14 protein-coding genes are annotated in these 15,911 nt (G+C 72.8%); 5 read left to right on the top strand and 9 right to left on the bottom strand.

The window, feature by feature from the left end:
• The first annotated feature begins 136 nt into the window (after positions 1-136).
• Complete coding sequence (gene abc-f, locus AMK11_RS04635) at positions 137-1,771, top strand: ribosomal protection-like ABC-F family protein (RefSeq protein WP_073723256.1); 1,635 nt, start codon at positions 137-139, stop codon at positions 1,769-1,771.
• A 12-nt stretch (positions 1,772-1,783) separates the two neighbouring features.
• On the opposite strand, the gene AMK11_RS04630 is transcribed toward abc-f, so the two are convergent.
• Positions 1,784-2,584 carry a sugar phosphate isomerase/epimerase family protein gene (locus AMK11_RS04630; protein WP_073723254.1) on the bottom strand — a complete coding sequence of 267 codons (801 nt, stop codon included), beginning with the start codon at positions 2,582-2,584 and terminating at the stop codon, positions 1,784-1,786.
• A gap of 173 nt (positions 2,585-2,757) precedes the next feature.
• Positions 2,758-3,804 carry a LacI family DNA-binding transcriptional regulator gene (locus AMK11_RS04625; protein WP_073723252.1) on the bottom strand — a complete coding sequence of 349 codons (1,047 nt, stop codon included), beginning with the start codon at positions 3,802-3,804 and terminating at the stop codon, positions 2,758-2,760.
• A gap of 223 nt (positions 3,805-4,027) precedes the next feature.
• Between AMK11_RS04625 and AMK11_RS04620 the strand changes: the two genes are divergently transcribed.
• The 3 genes from AMK11_RS04620 to AMK11_RS04610 are packed head-to-tail and all read left to right on the top strand — an operon-like array spanning position 4,028 to position 7,172.
• On the top strand, positions 4,028-5,179 hold the full coding sequence (locus AMK11_RS04620) for a Gfo/Idh/MocA family protein (RefSeq protein WP_073723250.1): 1,152 nt from the start codon (positions 4,028-4,030) through the stop codon (positions 5,177-5,179).
• Positions 5,176-6,327 (top strand): dihydrodipicolinate synthase family protein, encoded by a 1,152-nt coding sequence (locus tag AMK11_RS04615; protein WP_073723248.1) that lies wholly within the window; start codon positions 5,176-5,178, stop codon positions 6,325-6,327. Before AMK11_RS04620 ends, AMK11_RS04615 begins: the two co-directional genes overlap by 4 nt.
• Entirely contained in the window at positions 6,324-7,172 is an 849-nt protein-coding gene (locus tag AMK11_RS04610; protein WP_073723246.1) for a sugar phosphate isomerase/epimerase family protein, read from the top strand. The genes AMK11_RS04615 and AMK11_RS04610 overlap by 4 nt, the downstream gene beginning before the upstream one ends.
• Positions 7,173-7,368: 196 nt before the next feature.
• On the opposite strand, the gene rbsD is transcribed toward AMK11_RS04610, so the two are convergent.
• The 6 genes from rbsD to AMK11_RS04580 form a co-directional block, all read right to left on the bottom strand.
• Entirely contained in the window at positions 7,369-7,758 is a 390-nt protein-coding gene (gene rbsD / locus AMK11_RS04605) for a D-ribose pyranase (protein ID WP_073723244.1), read from the bottom strand.
• Positions 7,755-8,657 carry a ribokinase gene (locus AMK11_RS04600; protein WP_073723242.1) on the bottom strand — a complete coding sequence of 301 codons (903 nt, stop codon included), beginning with the start codon at positions 8,655-8,657 and terminating at the stop codon, positions 7,755-7,757. The genes rbsD and AMK11_RS04600 overlap by 4 nt, the downstream gene beginning before the upstream one ends.
• Positions 8,658-8,706: 49 nt before the next feature.
• Positions 8,707-10,665, bottom strand: coding sequence for an ABC transporter permease/substrate-binding protein (locus tag AMK11_RS04595; RefSeq protein WP_073723240.1), 1,959 nt, complete (start codon positions 10,663-10,665; stop codon positions 8,707-8,709).
• Positions 10,655-12,190 (bottom strand): sugar ABC transporter ATP-binding protein, encoded by a 1,536-nt coding sequence (locus tag AMK11_RS04590; protein WP_073723238.1) that lies wholly within the window; start codon positions 12,188-12,190, stop codon positions 10,655-10,657. Before AMK11_RS04590 ends, AMK11_RS04595 begins: the two co-directional genes overlap by 11 nt.
• Positions 12,187-13,233, bottom strand: coding sequence for a LacI family DNA-binding transcriptional regulator (locus tag AMK11_RS04585; RefSeq protein ID WP_073723236.1), 1,047 nt, complete (start codon positions 13,231-13,233; stop codon positions 12,187-12,189). The genes AMK11_RS04590 and AMK11_RS04585 overlap by 4 nt, the downstream gene beginning before the upstream one ends.
• A 209-nt stretch (positions 13,234-13,442) precedes the next feature.
• Positions 13,443-13,946 (bottom strand): carboxymuconolactone decarboxylase family protein, encoded by a 504-nt coding sequence (locus AMK11_RS04580; RefSeq protein WP_073723234.1) that lies wholly within the window; start codon positions 13,944-13,946, stop codon positions 13,443-13,445.
• Positions 13,947-14,123: 177 nt separating this feature from the next.
• On the opposite strand from AMK11_RS04580, the gene AMK11_RS04575 reads away from it, so the two are divergent.
• Positions 14,124-15,056 (top strand): RNA polymerase sigma-70 factor, encoded by a 933-nt coding sequence (locus tag AMK11_RS04575; protein ID WP_107429649.1) that lies wholly within the window; start codon positions 14,124-14,126, stop codon positions 15,054-15,056.
• Between the two features lie 13 nt (positions 15,057-15,069).
• Here the strand turns inward: AMK11_RS04575 and AMK11_RS04570 are convergent, their stop codons facing one another.
• Entirely contained in the window at positions 15,070-15,873 is an 804-nt protein-coding gene (locus AMK11_RS04570; RefSeq protein ID WP_073723230.1) for an ArsR/SmtB family transcription factor, read from the bottom strand.
• Between the last annotated feature and the right edge of the window lie 38 nt (positions 15,874-15,911).

Here is a 15,911-nt window from a genome sequence, read left to right as displayed (position 1 = left end):
CCGCTCCCGCCGCCACTGCACCGCCGGAGTCCGCAACGAGACGCCGCGTCTTGCGTTCCGGTCGCACCCGGCGTAGAGTCGCTGACAAGACGAGACGTCTCGTCCAATGACCCGGTAGTCCACCGAAGGGCCCCACTTGTTCCCAAGCGCCGCAGTACCCGCCGCCGCCCGCCCCGCCGCCTCCCAGCTGACCGTCAGCGACGTCACCAAGCGCTACACCCACCACGTGGTCCTGGACCGGGTGTCGTTCACCGTCCGGCCCGGCGAGAAGGTCGCCGTCGTCGGGGACAACGGCTCCGGCAAGTCCACCCTGCTCCGCCTCCTGGCCGGCGCCGAGCGCCCCGACAACGGGGAGGTCACCGTCGTCGCCCCGGGCGGCGTCGGACACCTGGCGCAGACCCTGGACCTGCCCGGCTCGGCCACCGTCGGCGACGCCGTCGGCCTCGCCCTGAGCGGCCTGCGCCTCCTCGAACGCCGCATCCGCGAGGCGGGCGCCGCCCTGGACGGCGACGAACCGGCCGCCTACGAGCGGTACGCCGCACTCGTCGCGGAGTTCGAGGCCCGGGGCGGATACGACGCCGACCGCCGGGTCGACGTGGCCCTGCGCCACCTCGGCGAGCCGGCCGGCCTGGACCGCGCCCGGCGGCTCGGCACCCTCTCCGGCGGCCGGCGCTCCCGGCTCGCCCTGGCCGCCACCCTCGCCTCGGCGCCCGAGCTCCTGCTGCTCGACGAGCCCACCAACGACCTGGACGACGAGGCCGTGGCCTGGCTCGAGGGACGCCTGCGCGCACACCGGGGCACCGTCGTCGCCGTCACCCACGACCGCGCCTTCCTCGACCGGGTCACCGACGTGGTCCTTGAGGTCGACGACCACACCCGCTCGGTACGCCGCTACGGCGACGGCTACGAGGGTTACCTCACGGCGAAGGCCGCCGAACGCGCCCGTACGGCACGGGAGTACGAGGAGTGGCGGGCCGAGGTCACCCGCCAGTCCCGCCTCGCCGACTCCCACATCGGACGCCTCGACGCGATCCCGCGCAAGGGCCCCTGGGCGTTCAGCGGCGCGGGTGCCTTCCGGGCCCGCTCCCGGACGCACGGCGCGATGGGCCGCATCCGCAACGCCCGCGAGCGCCTGCACCGCCTCACCGAGAACCCGGCGCCCGCCCCGCCCGAACCCCTGCGGTTCACCGCCGCACTGAGGGGCACGGCGGACGACGGCGGCGTGGAACTGGCCGACGTGCGGGTGCCCGGCCGTCTGGCCCTGGACGCCCTGCGCGTCCCGGCAGGCGGACGGCTGCTGGTCACCGGCCCCAACGGCGCGGGCAAGACCACCCTGTTGCGGGTCCTCGCGGGTGAACTGACCCCCGAGCCCGGCGCGACGGTACGACGCCCCGAGCGGGCCGGTCTCCTGCGCCAGGTGGCCGCGCCCATGACCGCCGAGGCGGCACGTCGGCCGGTGCGAGCGGCCTTCGGGGAAGACCGCGCCGATACGCTGCTCGCCCTCGGTCTGTTCCGCGCGGCGGACCTGGACCGGCCCGTCGGCGACCTCTCCACCGGTCAGCGACGCCGCCTGGAACTGGCCCGCCTGGTCGCCGAACCGCACGGCCTGCTGCTGCTCGACGAGCCGACGAACCACCTCTCGCCCGCCCTGATGGAAGACCTCCAAGCCGCCCTGGCCTGCTACGAGGGAACCCTCGTCGTCGTCTCCCACGACCGGCGCCTGCGCGCGTCCTTCGACGGGCCCGTCACCGAACTGGCGCCCGCCCGGTGACCCCGGCCTTGGTCAGGCCGACTCGTTGAGCAGCCGCACCAGGTGCTCACGCCCCGCGTCCAGCAGGCCGGGCAGCGGGTCGGCCGCCTCGTACCACCGCTTCTCGTACTCCCAGCACAGCCAGCCGTCCCAGCCCTCGCGGGAGAGCACCTCCACGCACTCGCCCAGCGGCAGCACACCGGCGCCGAGCGGCAGCGGGGTGGTGTCGTCGGCGGAGGCGATGTCCTTGACCTGGACGTACCCGAGGTGCGGGGCGAGGGCCAGGTAGCTCTCGGGCGGTTCCTCGCCGCCCAGCCAGGTGTGCATCACGTCCCACAGCGCCCCCACCTGCCGGTGCCCGACCAGGCCGAGGACGCGCATCGCGTCGGCGCCCGTACGGTGCGAGTCGTGGGTTTCCAGGAGGACGCGCACGCCGAGGTCGGCGGCGTACTCGGCGGCCGTGCCCAACCGCCGGGCGGCCGTCGAGTCCGCCTCCTCGGGGCTCTGCTCACCGCCCCCGCCGGGGAAGACCCGGACGTACGGGGCACCGAGATCGCGGGCCAGTTCCAGCAGGCCGCGCACCTCGGCGAGCACGGCGTCGTCGTCGCCCGGCGCGGCGACCCGCGCGTACCCCGCCACGCCCAGCGGCTCGACGCCCGCTGCCTCGAACTCGGCCACGACCGCGACCCGTTCGTCGGGCGTCAGGCCCGGGTGCACCGGTTCCTCCGGGTGGGCGCGCAGTTCGACACCGTGGTAGCCGTGCGCGGTCGCGAGCGCCAGCACGTCGCGCAGGGGCAGACCGGGGACACCGAGAGTGGAGAACGCCAGCTTCATGGTGCCGGAGCGTACCCGCCCGCACGGCGCCCACTCCTGCGACGCGGGCGGGCATTCTCAGCCCGTCCGGCGTTTGAGGACGAGGCCGTCCAGGCCGAAAGCGGGGGCCTGGGGGCGGCAGCCCCCAGCGACGCCCGCACCCACGCGGGTCACCGCGAAACCAACCGCGCGTCTCAACCCCGAGGAACCCCGGAGGACCCCCGCACCATCAGTTCCCCCCGCACCGTGGCGATCCCCCCGATCGGCGCCTCCTCCCGCCCCATCGCGATCCGCCCCGCCCGCGCCCCCGCCTCCGCGAGCGGCAGCCGGACCGTCGTCAGCGCGGGCACCGCGTCGATGCTGAACGGCAGGTCGTCGAAGCCGGCCACCGACACGTCCTGAGGGATCCGCAGCCCCGAGTCCCGCAGCGCCGCGCACGCGCCCAGCGCGACGGTGTCGTTCGCGGCGACGACGGCGGTCAGCGTCGGGTCCCGGCGCAGCAGCTCCAGCGTCGCCTCGTAGCCGGACTGCCGGTCGTAGCGGCCGTGGACCGTCCAGCGGGGGTCCTCCTCGACGCCGTGCGCCGCGAGCGCCGCGCGGTGGCCCTCCAGCCGGTGCCGGGTGGTGGTCCGTTCCTCCGGGCCCGCGATGTAGCCGAGCCGCCGGTGGCCGAGGCCGATGAGGTGCTCGGTCAGTTCCCGGCCGCCCCCGCGGTTGTCGAAGGTCAGCGCGATCGCCCCGGTCTGCGGCGCCGGCGGCCGCCCGCACAGCACCACCCGCGTCCCGGCCTCCGTCAGCTTGCGCAGCTTCGCCGCCACCGCCGCCTGGTGCGCCGCGTCCTCCATCGCGCCGCCGGTCAGCACGACGGCCGCCGCGCGCTGGCGCTGGAGCAGGGTGAGGTAGGTCAGCTCGCGTTCCGGGGTGCCGCCGGTGTTGCAGACCACGGCGAGTCTCTCGCCGCCCGCTCTGCCGCCCGGCCCGCCGATCTCGGACTGGACCGCGCCGGCCATGATGCCGAAGAAGGGGTCGGCGATGTCGTTGACGAGGATGCCGACCAGGTCGGAGGTGGCCGCCGCCAGCGCGCTCGCGGGGCCGTTGAGGACGTAGTCGAGTTCGTCGACCGCCTTGAGCACCCGCTCGCGGGTGGAGGCGGCGACGGGATAGTTCCCGTTCAGCACGCGCGACACCGTCGCGGGGGAGACCTGGGCGCGGGCCGCCACGTCCGCCAGGGTCACCGTCATGTCCTAGTCCTCCGCCTCGCGCCTGTGCCGTACACCGGCCGTGCACCGCCGTCCCGTCCCAGGTGACCTTACGGCCACGGCCCACCGCTGTTCGTCCCCTCGAACAACTCGCCAGGGCCCCGGTCTTGTCCAGACCACCGTCCACAGGCTAGCTTCGTAAGGCATAGAAAGCGCTTGCTGTACCGCACGACCTCCACCTCACCGCCCGTACGAAGGGAACGACGTGACACGCAAGACGGTGCGAATCGCCATGAACGGTGTGACCGGGCGCATGGGCTACCGCCAGCACCTCGTCCGCTCCATCCTGGCCCTCCGCGAACAGGGCGGCCTCGACCTCGGCGACGGCACCGTGCTGTGGCCGGAACCGGTCCTGGTCGGCCGCCGCGAACACGCCCTGAAGGCGCTCGCCGAGCGGCACGGCCTGGAGCACGTCTCCACGGACGTGGACGCGGTCCTCGCCGACCCGTCCGTGGACATCTACTTCGACGCCCAGGTCACCTCGGCCCGCGAGGAGGCGATCAAGAAGGCGATCGCCGCGGGCAAGCACGTCTACACCGAGAAGCCCACCGCCACCGGCCTCGACGGCGCACTGGAGCTGGCCCGCCTGGCGAACGCCGCCGGCATCAAGCACGGCGTCGTGCAGGACAAGCTCTTCCTCCCCGGCCTGCTCAAGCTCAAGCGCCTCATCGACGGCGGCTTCTTCGGCCGCATCCTGTCCGTGCGCGGCGAGTTCGGCTACTGGGTGTTCGAGGGCGACTGGCAGGACGCCCAGCGCCCCTCCTGGAACTACCGCGCCGAGGACGGCGGCGGCATCGTCGTCGACATGTTCCCGCACTGGGAGTACGTCCTGCACGAGCTGTTCGGCCGGGTGAGGTCCGTCCACGCCCTGGCCACCACCCACATCCCGCAGCGCTGGGACGAGAACGGCAAGCCCTACGACGCCACCGCCGACGACGCCGCCTACGGCGTCTTCGAACTCGACGGCGGCACGATCGCCCAGATCAACTCCTCCTGGGCGGTCCGCGTCAACCGCGACGAACTGGTCGAGTTCCAGGTCGACGGCACCGAGGGCTCCGCCGTCGCGGGACTGCGGGGCTGCCGCGTCCAGCACCGTTCCGCCACCCCCAAGCCGGTCTGGAACCCGGACATCCCCGCCACCGAGGCCTTCCGCGGCCAGTGGCAGGAGGTCCCCGACAACCAGGACTTCGACAACGGCTTCAAGGCCCAGTGGGAGCTGTTCCTCAAGCACGTCTACGCCGACGCCCCCTACCACTGGGACCTGCTGGCCGGAGCCCGCGGCGTCCAGCTCGCCGAACTGGGCCTGAGGTCCTCGGCCGAGGGCCGCCGCCTCGACGTGCCGGAGGTCGCGCTGTGACCCTCCACCTGCCGAACGCCGACGGCACCGTACGCACCTACGAGCCCCGCACCGACCCCGTCGCCTTCAGTACGGGAAGCGCTTTCACCTCCCGTACGGTCTTCTCCGCCGCGCACGTCGTCGCCGACCCGTACGCGGACACCACGCCCGACGGCCCCGCCGCCGTCGACTGGGACGCCACCCTCGCCTTCCGCCGCCACCTGTGGTCGCACGGTCTCGGCGTCGCCGAGGCGATGGACACCGCGCAGCGCGGCATGGGTCTGGACTGGGCCGGCGCCGCCGAGCTGATCCGCCGTTCCGCCGCCGAGGCGAAGGCGTGCGGCGGCCGCGTCGCCTGCGGCGTGGGCACCGACCAGCTGACCGCCGGCACCCTCGCCGAGGTCCGGGCGGCCTACGAGGAACAGCTCGCCGTCGTCGAGGAGTCCGGCGCCCAGGCCATCCTGATGGCCTCCCGCGCCCTCGCCGCGACCGCGCAGGGCCCGGACGACTACCTGGACGTCTACGGCCACCTCCTGCGCCAGGCCACCGAGCCGGTGATCCTGCACTGGCTGGGCCCGATGTTCGACCCGGCCCTGGAGGGCTACTGGGGCTCGTCCGACCTCGACGCGGCGACCGGCACCTTCCTGGAGGTCATCGCCGCCCACCCCGACAAGGTCGACGGCATCAAGGTCTCCCTGCTCGACGCCCGGCGCGAGGTCGACCTGCGCCGCCGCCTCCCGCAGGGCGTGCGCTGCTACACCGGCGACGACTTCCACTACCCGGAGCTGATCGCCGGCGACGACCAGGGCTTCAGCCACGCCCTGCTCGGCATCTTCGACCCGCTGGGCCCGCTGGCGGCGGAGGCGGTCCGCGTCCTCGACACGGGGAACACGGAGGGCTTCCGCGCCCTCCTCGACCCCACCGTCGCCCTTTCCCGCCACCTCTTCCAGACCCCCACCCGCTACTACAAGACGGGAGTGGTGTTCCTGGCCTGGCTCGCGGGCCACCAGAGCCACTTCACGATGGTCGGCGGCCTCCAGTCGGCCCGTTCGCTGCCGCATCTCGCCCGAGCCTACGAACTCGCCGACGGACTCGGCCTGTTCCCGGACCCGAAGCGGGCCGAGGAGCGGATGCGGACCCTGCTGTCGCTGTACGGAGTGGACCAGTGAACGATCTCGCGCGTTTCAGCATCAACCAGATGACCGTCAAGCAGCTCTCCCTGCCCGAACTGACCGCCGCCTGCCGCGAACTGGGCGTCGGCAACGTCGGCCTGTGGCGCGAACCGGTCCAGGCGTACGGCGTCGAGGCGGCGGCCAAGCTGGTCCGCGACGCGGGCCTGACCGTCACCACCCTGTGCCGCGGCGGCTTCCTCACGGCGACCGGCGCGGACGAGCGGGCGCGGGCCCTGGCGGACAACCGCCGCGCCGTCGACGAGGCCGCCACCCTCGGCACCGACACCCTGGTCCTGGTCTCGGGCGGTCTCCCGCCCGGCGACAAGGACCTGCGCGCCGCCCGGGAGCGCATCGCGGACGCGCTGGCCGAGCTGGGCCCGTACGCCGAGCGGCACGGCGTACGCCTCGCCATCGAACCGCTCCATCCCATGTACGCCTCCGACCGCTGCGTGGTCTCCACCCTCACCCAGGCCCTGGACCTCGCCGAACGCTTCCCGGCCCACCAGGTCGGCGTCACCGTCGACACGTACCACATCTGGTGGGACGACCGGGCGCCCGAGCAGATCGCCCGGGCCGGGGCGGGCGGCCGCATCCACACCTTCCAGCTCGCCGACTGGACCACCCCGCTGCCCGAGGGCGTCCTGAACGGCCGCGGACAGATCGGGGACGGCGCGATCGACATGCGCGAGTGGCAGGGGTACGTGGAGGCGGCCGGCTACACCGGCGCCATCGAGGTCGAGCTGTTCAACGAGGGGCTGTGGGCCCGGGATGGGCGGGAGGTGCTGGCCGAGACGGCACAGCGGTTCGCCGCGCACGTGGATCTCGGGGGCACCGGAAAATAAGTCCCGCGGTCCGTGCAACCGTTGCGCGGGTCCGCGGGTCGTACATGTCATCAGAACCCCGAAGGGGGGACCCGGGGGGGGACCGAGGGGTTCTGAAGGGGAGGGAAAAGGGGAGGGAAACCCGAGGGGGCCCGGTCGTCGACCGGACCCCCTCGAAGTTTTCGGGCCTTCCCCCCGTCATCGTTGGGGTCCTCCGTCAGAAGAAGACCCCGCACCGCAGCAGCACGTTCGCGTACGGCCGGGCCTCCCCGGTCCGCACCACCAGCCGTGCCCCCGCCGACAGCTGCTTCAGCCGCTCGTGCGGGACGAGTTCGAGGCCGGGGAAGTGCCCGTCGAGCAGCGCCGCGGCCTCCGCGTTGGCGCCACGGACCTCCTCCGCCGCCGTCGCCCCCTCGACCACCAGCTCGTCGAGCAGCCCGCCCAGCACCTCGGCGAAGGAGGGAACACCGGCGCGGAAAGCCAGGTCGACGACGCGCGGGCCGTGCGGTATGGGCATGCCCGCGTCACACACCAAGACCCCGTCCCCGTGGCCGAGTTCGGCCAGAGCGCCGGACAGGTGCCGGTTGAGTATCCCCGCCTTCTTCACAGCGCCTCGACCTCCGCCGCCGTCGGGTACGACGCCTGCGCGCCCGCCCGGGTCACCGCCGCCGCGCCCACCCGGGCCGCGTACGCCGCCGCGTCCGCGAGCGACGCGCCGGTGCCGAGCCGCCAGGCCAGCGCCGCGGTGAACGCGTCACCGGCGCCGGTCGTGTCCACGGCGTCCACCTTCACGGACGGCACCCGGGACACCTGGGACCCCGACGCCACCAGCGCGCCCTCCGCGCCCAGGGTGACGACCACCGACCGCGGCCCCTTGGCCAGCAGGATGCGGGCCCAGTCCTCGGGGCGGTCGCTCACGCGGGCGTCGCCGAGGACGACCTTCGCCTCGTGCTCGTTGACGATCAGCGGGTCGCAGGCGTCCAGCACCTCCCGCGGCAGCGGCAGCGGCGGCGACGGGTTCAGCACGAACCGGCTGCCCGGTGCCAGGCTCCGGACCACCTCCACCACCGTCTCCAGCGGCACCTCCAGCTGCGTGGAGACCACGCGGGAGGCGTGGAAGAGGCTCGCGGCGGCGCGGACGTCGCCGGGTGCCAGCCGGCCGTTGGCGCCCGGCGAGACCACGATGCTGTTGTCCCCGGACGGGTCCACGGTGATCAGCGCGACGCCGGTCGGGGCACCGCCGACCAGGACGCCCACCGTGTCGACGCCGGCCGCCCGCTGCGAGTCCAGGAGCAGCCGGCCGTAGTCGTCGTCGCCGACCCGGGCCAGCAGCGCCGTACGGGCGCCGAGCCGGGCGGCGGCCACCGCCTGGTTGGCTCCCTTGCCGCCCGGGTGGACGGCCAGGTCGGTGCCGAGCACCGTCTCGCCGGCCCCCGGCCGCCGCTCGACGCCGATCACGAGGTCGGCGTTGGCCGATCCCACGACCAGGAGGTCGTAGTCGTACATGAGTCGCTCTCCGATCCCAATGAACCCTGAGTGAGTCCCGGTGAACGTGTCAGCCCTCGAAGCCGGCCACGTTCTCCTTGGTGACCACCTTCACCGGCACCTTCACCATCTTCTCCGTCTTCTCGCCGTCGGCGGCGCGCAACGCGTTCTGCACGGCGATCCTGCCCAGTTCCCTGGGCTGCTGCGCCACGGAGGCGTACAACGTGCCCTCCTGGACCGCCTTCAGCCCGTCCGGCGTGCCGTCGAAGCCGACGACCTGCACGGACTTCCCGGCCTTGGAGCCCAGCGCCTTGATCGCGCCGAGCGCCATCTCGTCGTTCTCCGCGAAGACGCCGTCGATGTCGGGGTGCGCCTGGAGCAGGTTCGTCATCACGTCCAGGCCCTTGGTGCGGTCGAAGTCCGCGGGCTGCTTGGCGACGACCTTGATGCCCGGGTACTCCTTGAGCCCCGCCGCGAAGCCCGCCCCGCGCTCCCGGCTGGCGGAGGTGCCGGCCTGGCCCTGGAGGATGACGATCGTGCCCTGGCCGCCGAGCTTCTCGGCGAGCGCCTTGGCGCCCAGCTCACCGCCCTCGACGTTGTCGGAGGCGACCAGCGCGGCCGTCTCCGCCTCGTTGACGCCGCGGTCCACGGCGACGACGGGGATGTCGTCCTTGTTCGCCGAGCGCACCGAGGGGCCGGCCGCGTCGGAGTCCACCGGGTTGACGATGATCGAGGACAGGCCGCCGCTGACGAAGTTCTGCAGCTGGTTGGCCTGCTGGGAGGCGTCGTTCTGGGCGTCGGTGACCGTCAGGTCCACGCCCAGCTTCTTCGCCTGCTCCTCGGCACCGGCGCGGATCTGCACGAAGAACGGGTTGTTGAGCGTGGACAGCGACAGCCCGATCTTCTGCGTCTTGCCGTCCGAGGACCCGTTGTGCAGCAGCGAGGTCGCGCCGACCACGGCGATCGCGACGACGGCCGCGATGACGTACGTCAGTGCCTGCTTGCCCCGGTTCCCGCCGCCGGACGCCCCGGCCGCCGGAGTGGTCGCGCCCGCCTTGCGCCGCAGCGTGTCGAAGAGCACGGCCAGCGCGATGACGACACCGATGACGACCTGCTGCCAGAACGCGGAGACGGACAGCAGGTTGAGGCCGTTGCGCAGCACCGCGAGGATCAGCGCGCCGATGAGGGTGCCGGACGCCTTGCCGGTGCCGCCCGCGAGCGAGGCGCCGCCGATGACGACGGCGGCGATGGCGTCGAGTTCGTAGCCCTGCGCGGCCTGCGGCTGCGCGGAGGAGAGCCGGGAGGCGAGCACGATGCCCGCGGCGGCGGCGAACAGGCCGGAGAAGGCGTAGATGGCGAGCTTCTGCCGCTTCACGCGCAGCCCGGACAGCCGGGCGGCCTCCTCGTTGCCGCCGATGGCGTACATGGACCGGCCGATGTACGTCCGTCCGAGGACGAACGCCGTGATCAGTCCCATCACGATCATCACGAGCACCGGCACGGGCAGCCACCCGCCGAGCGTGTCACCGAGGTGGGAGACCGAGTCGGGGAAGGCGATCGGCGAGCCCTGCGAGATGACCAGCGACAGACCGCGCCCCACCGACAGCATGGCGAGCGTCGCGATGAACGGCGGCAGCTTCCCGTACGAGATGAGGAAACCGTTCACCAGGCCGCAGGCGATGCCCGTCGCGACGGACAGCAGCACCGCGAGGACGACCGGCATCCCGGCCTCGGTGGCGCTCCACGCCAGCACGGTGGCCGACAGCGCGGCGACCGAGCCGACCGACAGGTCGATGCCGGCCGAGACGATGACGAAGGTGACGCCGAAGGCGAGGATCGCGGTGACGGCGGCCTGGACGCCGACGTTCAGCAGGTTGTCGGCGGTCAGGAAGTCCCCGGACAGCGCCGACATGGCGATGACGAGGACGATCAGCGCGGTCAGGGCGCCGTTGTCGAGCAGCAGGCGGCGCAGGCCGCCCGTGGCGCCGCCCTGCGCGCCCGGCTTGCTCTTGAGCGTGTCAGTGGCCACGGGAGGCCTCCGATCCGGTTCCGTTGGTGTGGGGGGTGCTGACGGCGAGCGCCATGACGGCGTCCTGGGTGGCCCGCTCGGCGGGCAGTTCACCGGCGACCCGGCCCTGCGCCATGACGACGACCCGGTCGCTCATGCCGAGCACCTCGGGCAGGTCGCTGGAGATCATGAGCACGGCCGCACCGGCCGCCGTCAGTTCGTTGATCAGCTGGTAGATCTCGACCTTGGCGCCGACGTCGATGCCGCGCGTCGGCTCGTCGAGGATGAGCACCTTGGTGTTCGCCAGCAGCCACTTGCCGATGACGACCTTCTGCTGGTTGCCGCCGGACAGGGTCCGCACGTGCTGCCCGAGCCCGGCCATCCGCACGCCGAGCTGCCCGGCGACCCGCTCGGCCGCCGCGTGCTGCCCCTTGAGGTCGACGAGCCCCGCGCGGGCGGACGACTTCAGCGTCACCAGCCCGAGGTTCTCCGCGACGGAGGCGTCGAGCACGAGCCCCTGCCCCTTGCGGTCCTCGGGCACCAGCCCGATCCCGGCGGCCATGGCGGCGTTGACGTCGTGCCGCCGCAGCGGCGCGCCCGCCACGTGCACGCTCCCGGAGTCGTACGGGTCGGCGCCGAACACGGCCCGCACCACCTCGGTCCGCCCGGCCCCGACGAGCCCGGCGATGCCGACGACCTCACCGGCCCGCACCTCGAACCCGACGTCGTGGAAGACCCCGTCCCGCGTCAGCCCCTCCACCTTGAGCAAGGCATCGCCGGCGTCGGCGCGTTCACGCGGGTACTGCTGCTCGATCGACCGCCCGACCATGAGCCGTACCAACTCGTCCTCGGGGGTGGAGGCGGGCACCTGCCCGACGCTCCTGCCGTCCCGGATGACGGTGACGCGGTCGCCGAGGGCGGCGATCTCCTCCAGGTGATGGGTGATGAAGACGATCCCGACGCCGTCCTCGCGCAGCCGCCGCACGATCGCGAACAGCTTGTCGACCTCCTCGGAGGTGAGCACGGCGGTCGGCTCGTCCATGATGAGCACGCGCGCGTCCAGGCTCAGCGCCTTGGCGATCTCGACCATCTGGAGCCGCGCGATACCGAGTTCACGCACCCGCGCGCGCGGGGACACCTTGACCCCCACCCGCTCCAGCAGCACCTCCGCGTCCGCGTCCATCTTCTTCCGGTCGATCATCCCGAACCGGCGGGGCTGGCGCCCCAGGAAGATGTTCTCGGCGACCGTGAGATCGGGAACGAGGTTGAACTCCTGGTAGATGGTGGCGATCCCGAGCCGCTCGGAGTCCTGCGCACCGTGGATGCGCACCTCCTCGCCGCCGGCCAGGATCCGCCCGGCGTCGGGCGTGTAGGCGCCGGAGAGCATCTTGATGAGGGTGCTCTTGCCCGCGCCGTTCTCGCCGAGCAGCACGTGCACCTCCCCCCGGCGCAGGTCGAAGTCGACGCTGTCGAGCGCGACCACGCCGGGGAAGGTCTTGCGGATGCCCTCGATGCGCAGCAAGTCGTCCGGACTGCGGCTGCTCACGGCGTACTCCTTCGTACGGGGGAGGGGGACGGGGGTTGTTCGGATGCGGGGGTGGGCTCACCGCACGAGCGGCGCACGACGAGCCGCGCCGGCAGGGTGACGGACTCGCCGGTCCGCCCCTCGATCCGGTCGACGAGCGCGCGCACGGCGGCCCGGCCGAGGTCGCCCGTGGGCTGGGCGATCGCGGTGACGGGCGGGTCGGTGTGCACGAACCAGCGGATGTCGTCGAACGCGGCGAGCGCGATGTCCTCGGGGACACGCAGACCGCGCGCGCGTACGGCGTCCAGCGCGCCGAGCGCCATCAGGTTGTCGGCGGCGAAGACGGCGTCGGGCGGCTCGGGCAGGTCGAGGAAGCCCTCGGTGACCCGGCGCCCGCTCTCCGCTTGGAAGTCGCCCTGGCCGGTGTACGCGTCCGGGAGGGGAAGCCCGTACGCGGCGAGCGCCTCCCGGAAGGCGTCGACGCGCTCGCGTCCGGTCGTGGTGGCGGCGGGCCCGGCGATGATGGCGAGCCGCCGGTGTCCGAGCCCGTGCAGGTGGGCGACGAGGTCGCGCACCGCGCCCCGCCCGTCCGACCGGACGACGGGCACGTCCACGCCCGGGATCCACCGGTCGACGAACACCATCGGCGTCCCGGCCCGCGCGGCGTCCAGCATGCGCGGGGAGCCGCCGTCGGTGGGGGAGACGAGGAGCCCGTCGATACGGCGGTCCAGCAGCGTCGTCACGTGGTGGTCCTGGAGGTCGGGCCGCTCGTCGGCGTTGCCGATGATCACGCTGTAGCCGAGCGCGCGGGCCTCTTCCTCGACGGACCGGGCCAGTTCGGTGAAGTACGGGTTCATCACGTCGCTGATGACCAGGCCGAGGGTGCGGGTCTGATCGGTACGCAGCGACCGGGCGACGGCGTTCGGGCGGTAGCCCAGCGCCTCGACGGCGGCCAGCACGCGGGTGCGGGCGCCGGGGCTGACGGACGGGTGGCCGTTGAGGACGCGCGAGACCGTCGCGACGGACACGCCCGCCTCGACGGCGACGTCCTTGATGCTCGCCATCGCCGTTTCCACCTCCTCGTGGAATCGATTACACGGAGGATTGGAAACGATTACACGGGCGTTCGACAAGAGGGTGAGCGGAAGCCGAAACCCAATCGTGACCGACATGGCGGCGGCCCGGCCGGGGGTGTGGAGGCCCCGGACCGGGCCGGTCGTTGCGAGGTGCAGCCGTTGCGGCCGTTGCGGCCGCTGCGGCCGTTTCAGCCGCTTCAGTCGTCGGCCGCGGCCTCACCGACCGCGGCCTTGAACATCCCCGCCTCGTAGGAACCGCCCTTCTGGTGCGTGATCACGGCGAGCCGGTTGGCCGCGTTGATCAGGGCGACCTGGCAGATCAGCGCGGCGGTCTGGTCGTCGTCGTAGTGCTTGCGCACCTGCGCCCAGGTCTCGTCGGACACGCCCTGGTGGGCGTCGGCGAGCCGGGTGCCCTCCTCGGCGAGCGCCAGCGCGGCCCGCTCGGCCTCGGTGAACACGGTGGACTCGCGCCAGACGGCGACCAGGTGCAGCCGCACCGCGCTCTCGCCGGCGGCGGCCGCCTCCTTGACGTGCATGTCGACGCAGTGCCCGCAGCCGTTGATCTGGCTGGCCCGCAGCGACACCAGCTCCTGCGTCGACTTCGGCAGGGCCGACTGGTGGACCAGCATCCCGGCGCCCGCGAACCGCTTGGCGAACCTGCCTGCGAACTCGTTCTCGAACAGGTTGAATCGGGTGTCCATGATCCCGTCCTCGCTCTCGATGTCTCGGTGTCTCGGTGTCTCGGTGACTCGGTGACGAACACGAGACGCCGGCGGCCCGCTCCCTGTGACGGGATGCCGATGTGACGTGGCCCACCGGCGGCGGGTGTCACAGCGCACCGTCGGCCGGTGTCCTGTGCGCGTGACGACACCGACAAGATCGAGCCGAACGAACGGGAGAAACCGGTGACCAGCGAGAACGGCGGACGCGACCAGGACGCCGCCACCGAGACCTTCGTCGCCCACCGCAACCTGCTCTTCACGGTCGCGTACGAGATGCTCGGCTCGGCGGCGGACGCCGAGGACGTCCTCCAGGAGACCTGGCTGCGCTGGGCGGACGTCGACCTCGGCGTCGTACGCGACCGGCGCGCGTACCTCGTCCGCATCACCACCCGCCAGGCCCTGAACAGACTCCGCACCCTCGGCCGCCGCAAGGAGTCCTACGTCGGCTCCTGGCTGCCCGAGCCGCTGCTGACCACCCCCGACGTGGCGGAGGACGTCGAACTGGCCGACAGCGTGTCGATGGCGATGATGCTGGTGCTGGAGACGCTGTCGCCGACCGAGCGGGCGGTGTTCGTACTGCGCGAGGTGTTCGACCTCGGCTACGACGAGATCGCCGACGCCGTCGAGAAGAGCCCGGCCGCCGTCCGGCAGATCGCCCACCGGGCCCGCGCGCACGTCGCGGCCCGCCGCCCGCGCGGTGTGGTCTCGGCGACCGAGTCCCAGAAGGCCCTCGTGGCCTTCCAGCGGGCCGTGGAGACGGGCGACCTCCAGGGCCTGCTCGACATCCTCTCCCCGGACGTCGTCCTGCTCGGCGACGGCGGCGGCATCAAGCAGGCCGTCCTGCGCCCCATCATGGGGGCCGACAAGGTGGCCCGCCTGATGCTCGGCGGACTGGCCAAGCACACCGTCGCGCTGTCGATGGAACCGGCCCAGGTCAACGGCTACCCGGCGCTGGTCCTCCACGTCGACGGCGAGCTCGACACGGTGGTGGCGGTCCGCTTCGACGAGGGCCGCATCAGCGGCCTCTACGCCGTCCGCAACCCGGAGAAGCTGTCGCACATGCACCGGGAGACGGCCCTGCGCCGCTGAACGACCGACCGGCTCACTGAGGCTCCGGCAGCGTCTCGCCGGTCTCCAGCAGCGTCTTGAGGCCGGCCAGGAGGGCCGGCCAGCCGTGCTGGATCATCCCGCGGACGGTGCTGCCGGGCTCGAACCCGTCGTGGACGACGGTCAGTTTTACCAGTTCCTCGCCGAGGTCCTCGATCTCGAACGTGACCTTCGACCGCCGCTCGGCGGAGAGCCTGGCGAGGGTCTCGTCGTCGATCCCGTTGGCCTTCGCCCACTCGGGCGTGAAGGTGTGCCAGGTGTACGACAGCCGCCGGAAGGGCTCGGACTGGAGGACGACCTGCTCGGGGTCGGCGGTCTCCGTCGCCCGCTCCTTCCACACCACGGGCGACCCGGCTGCCCAGTCGGTGCCGAACTCGACACCCCAGTAGCGCCGGGTGAAGGCGGGTTCGGTCAGCCCTTGCCACAGCTGCTCGGGCGTGGTCCTGATGTAGGTCGTGTAGACGAACGCGTTGCTGTCCGTGCGGTCCATGGCGGTGTCCTCCAGCGCCTGCTTGAGGTCGGCGAGTGCGCGCACCCGATCCCGGTCGTAGCGGCTGATCCAGCGTTCGGCGATGGCGTTGATCGGCTCGGCGTTGAGGTAGTGCAGCTTCTCCCGGCCCCGCCGGACGGCGGTGACCAGGTGGGCCGCCTCCAGCACCGCCAGGTGCTTGCTGACCGACTGCCGGGCCATGTCCAGCCCGGCGCACAGCTCGCGCAGGCTCTGCCCGTTGCGCGCGTTCAGGCTGTCCAGCAGCCGCCGCCGGCTGCCGTCGGCCAGCGCCTTGAAGACCTCGTCCATCTCCGCCCCTCTGACATGCAGCCCATTGGCTGCCTATA

Origin of the sequence: Streptomyces sp. CB02414, assembly GCF_001905385.1 — a bacterium.
Classification (GTDB): Bacteria; Actinomycetota; Actinomycetes; order Streptomycetales; family Streptomycetaceae; genus Streptomyces.
The sequence above is the reverse complement of the archived record's forward strand: the minus strand, read 5'-3'. Positions and strand labels throughout refer to the sequence as shown.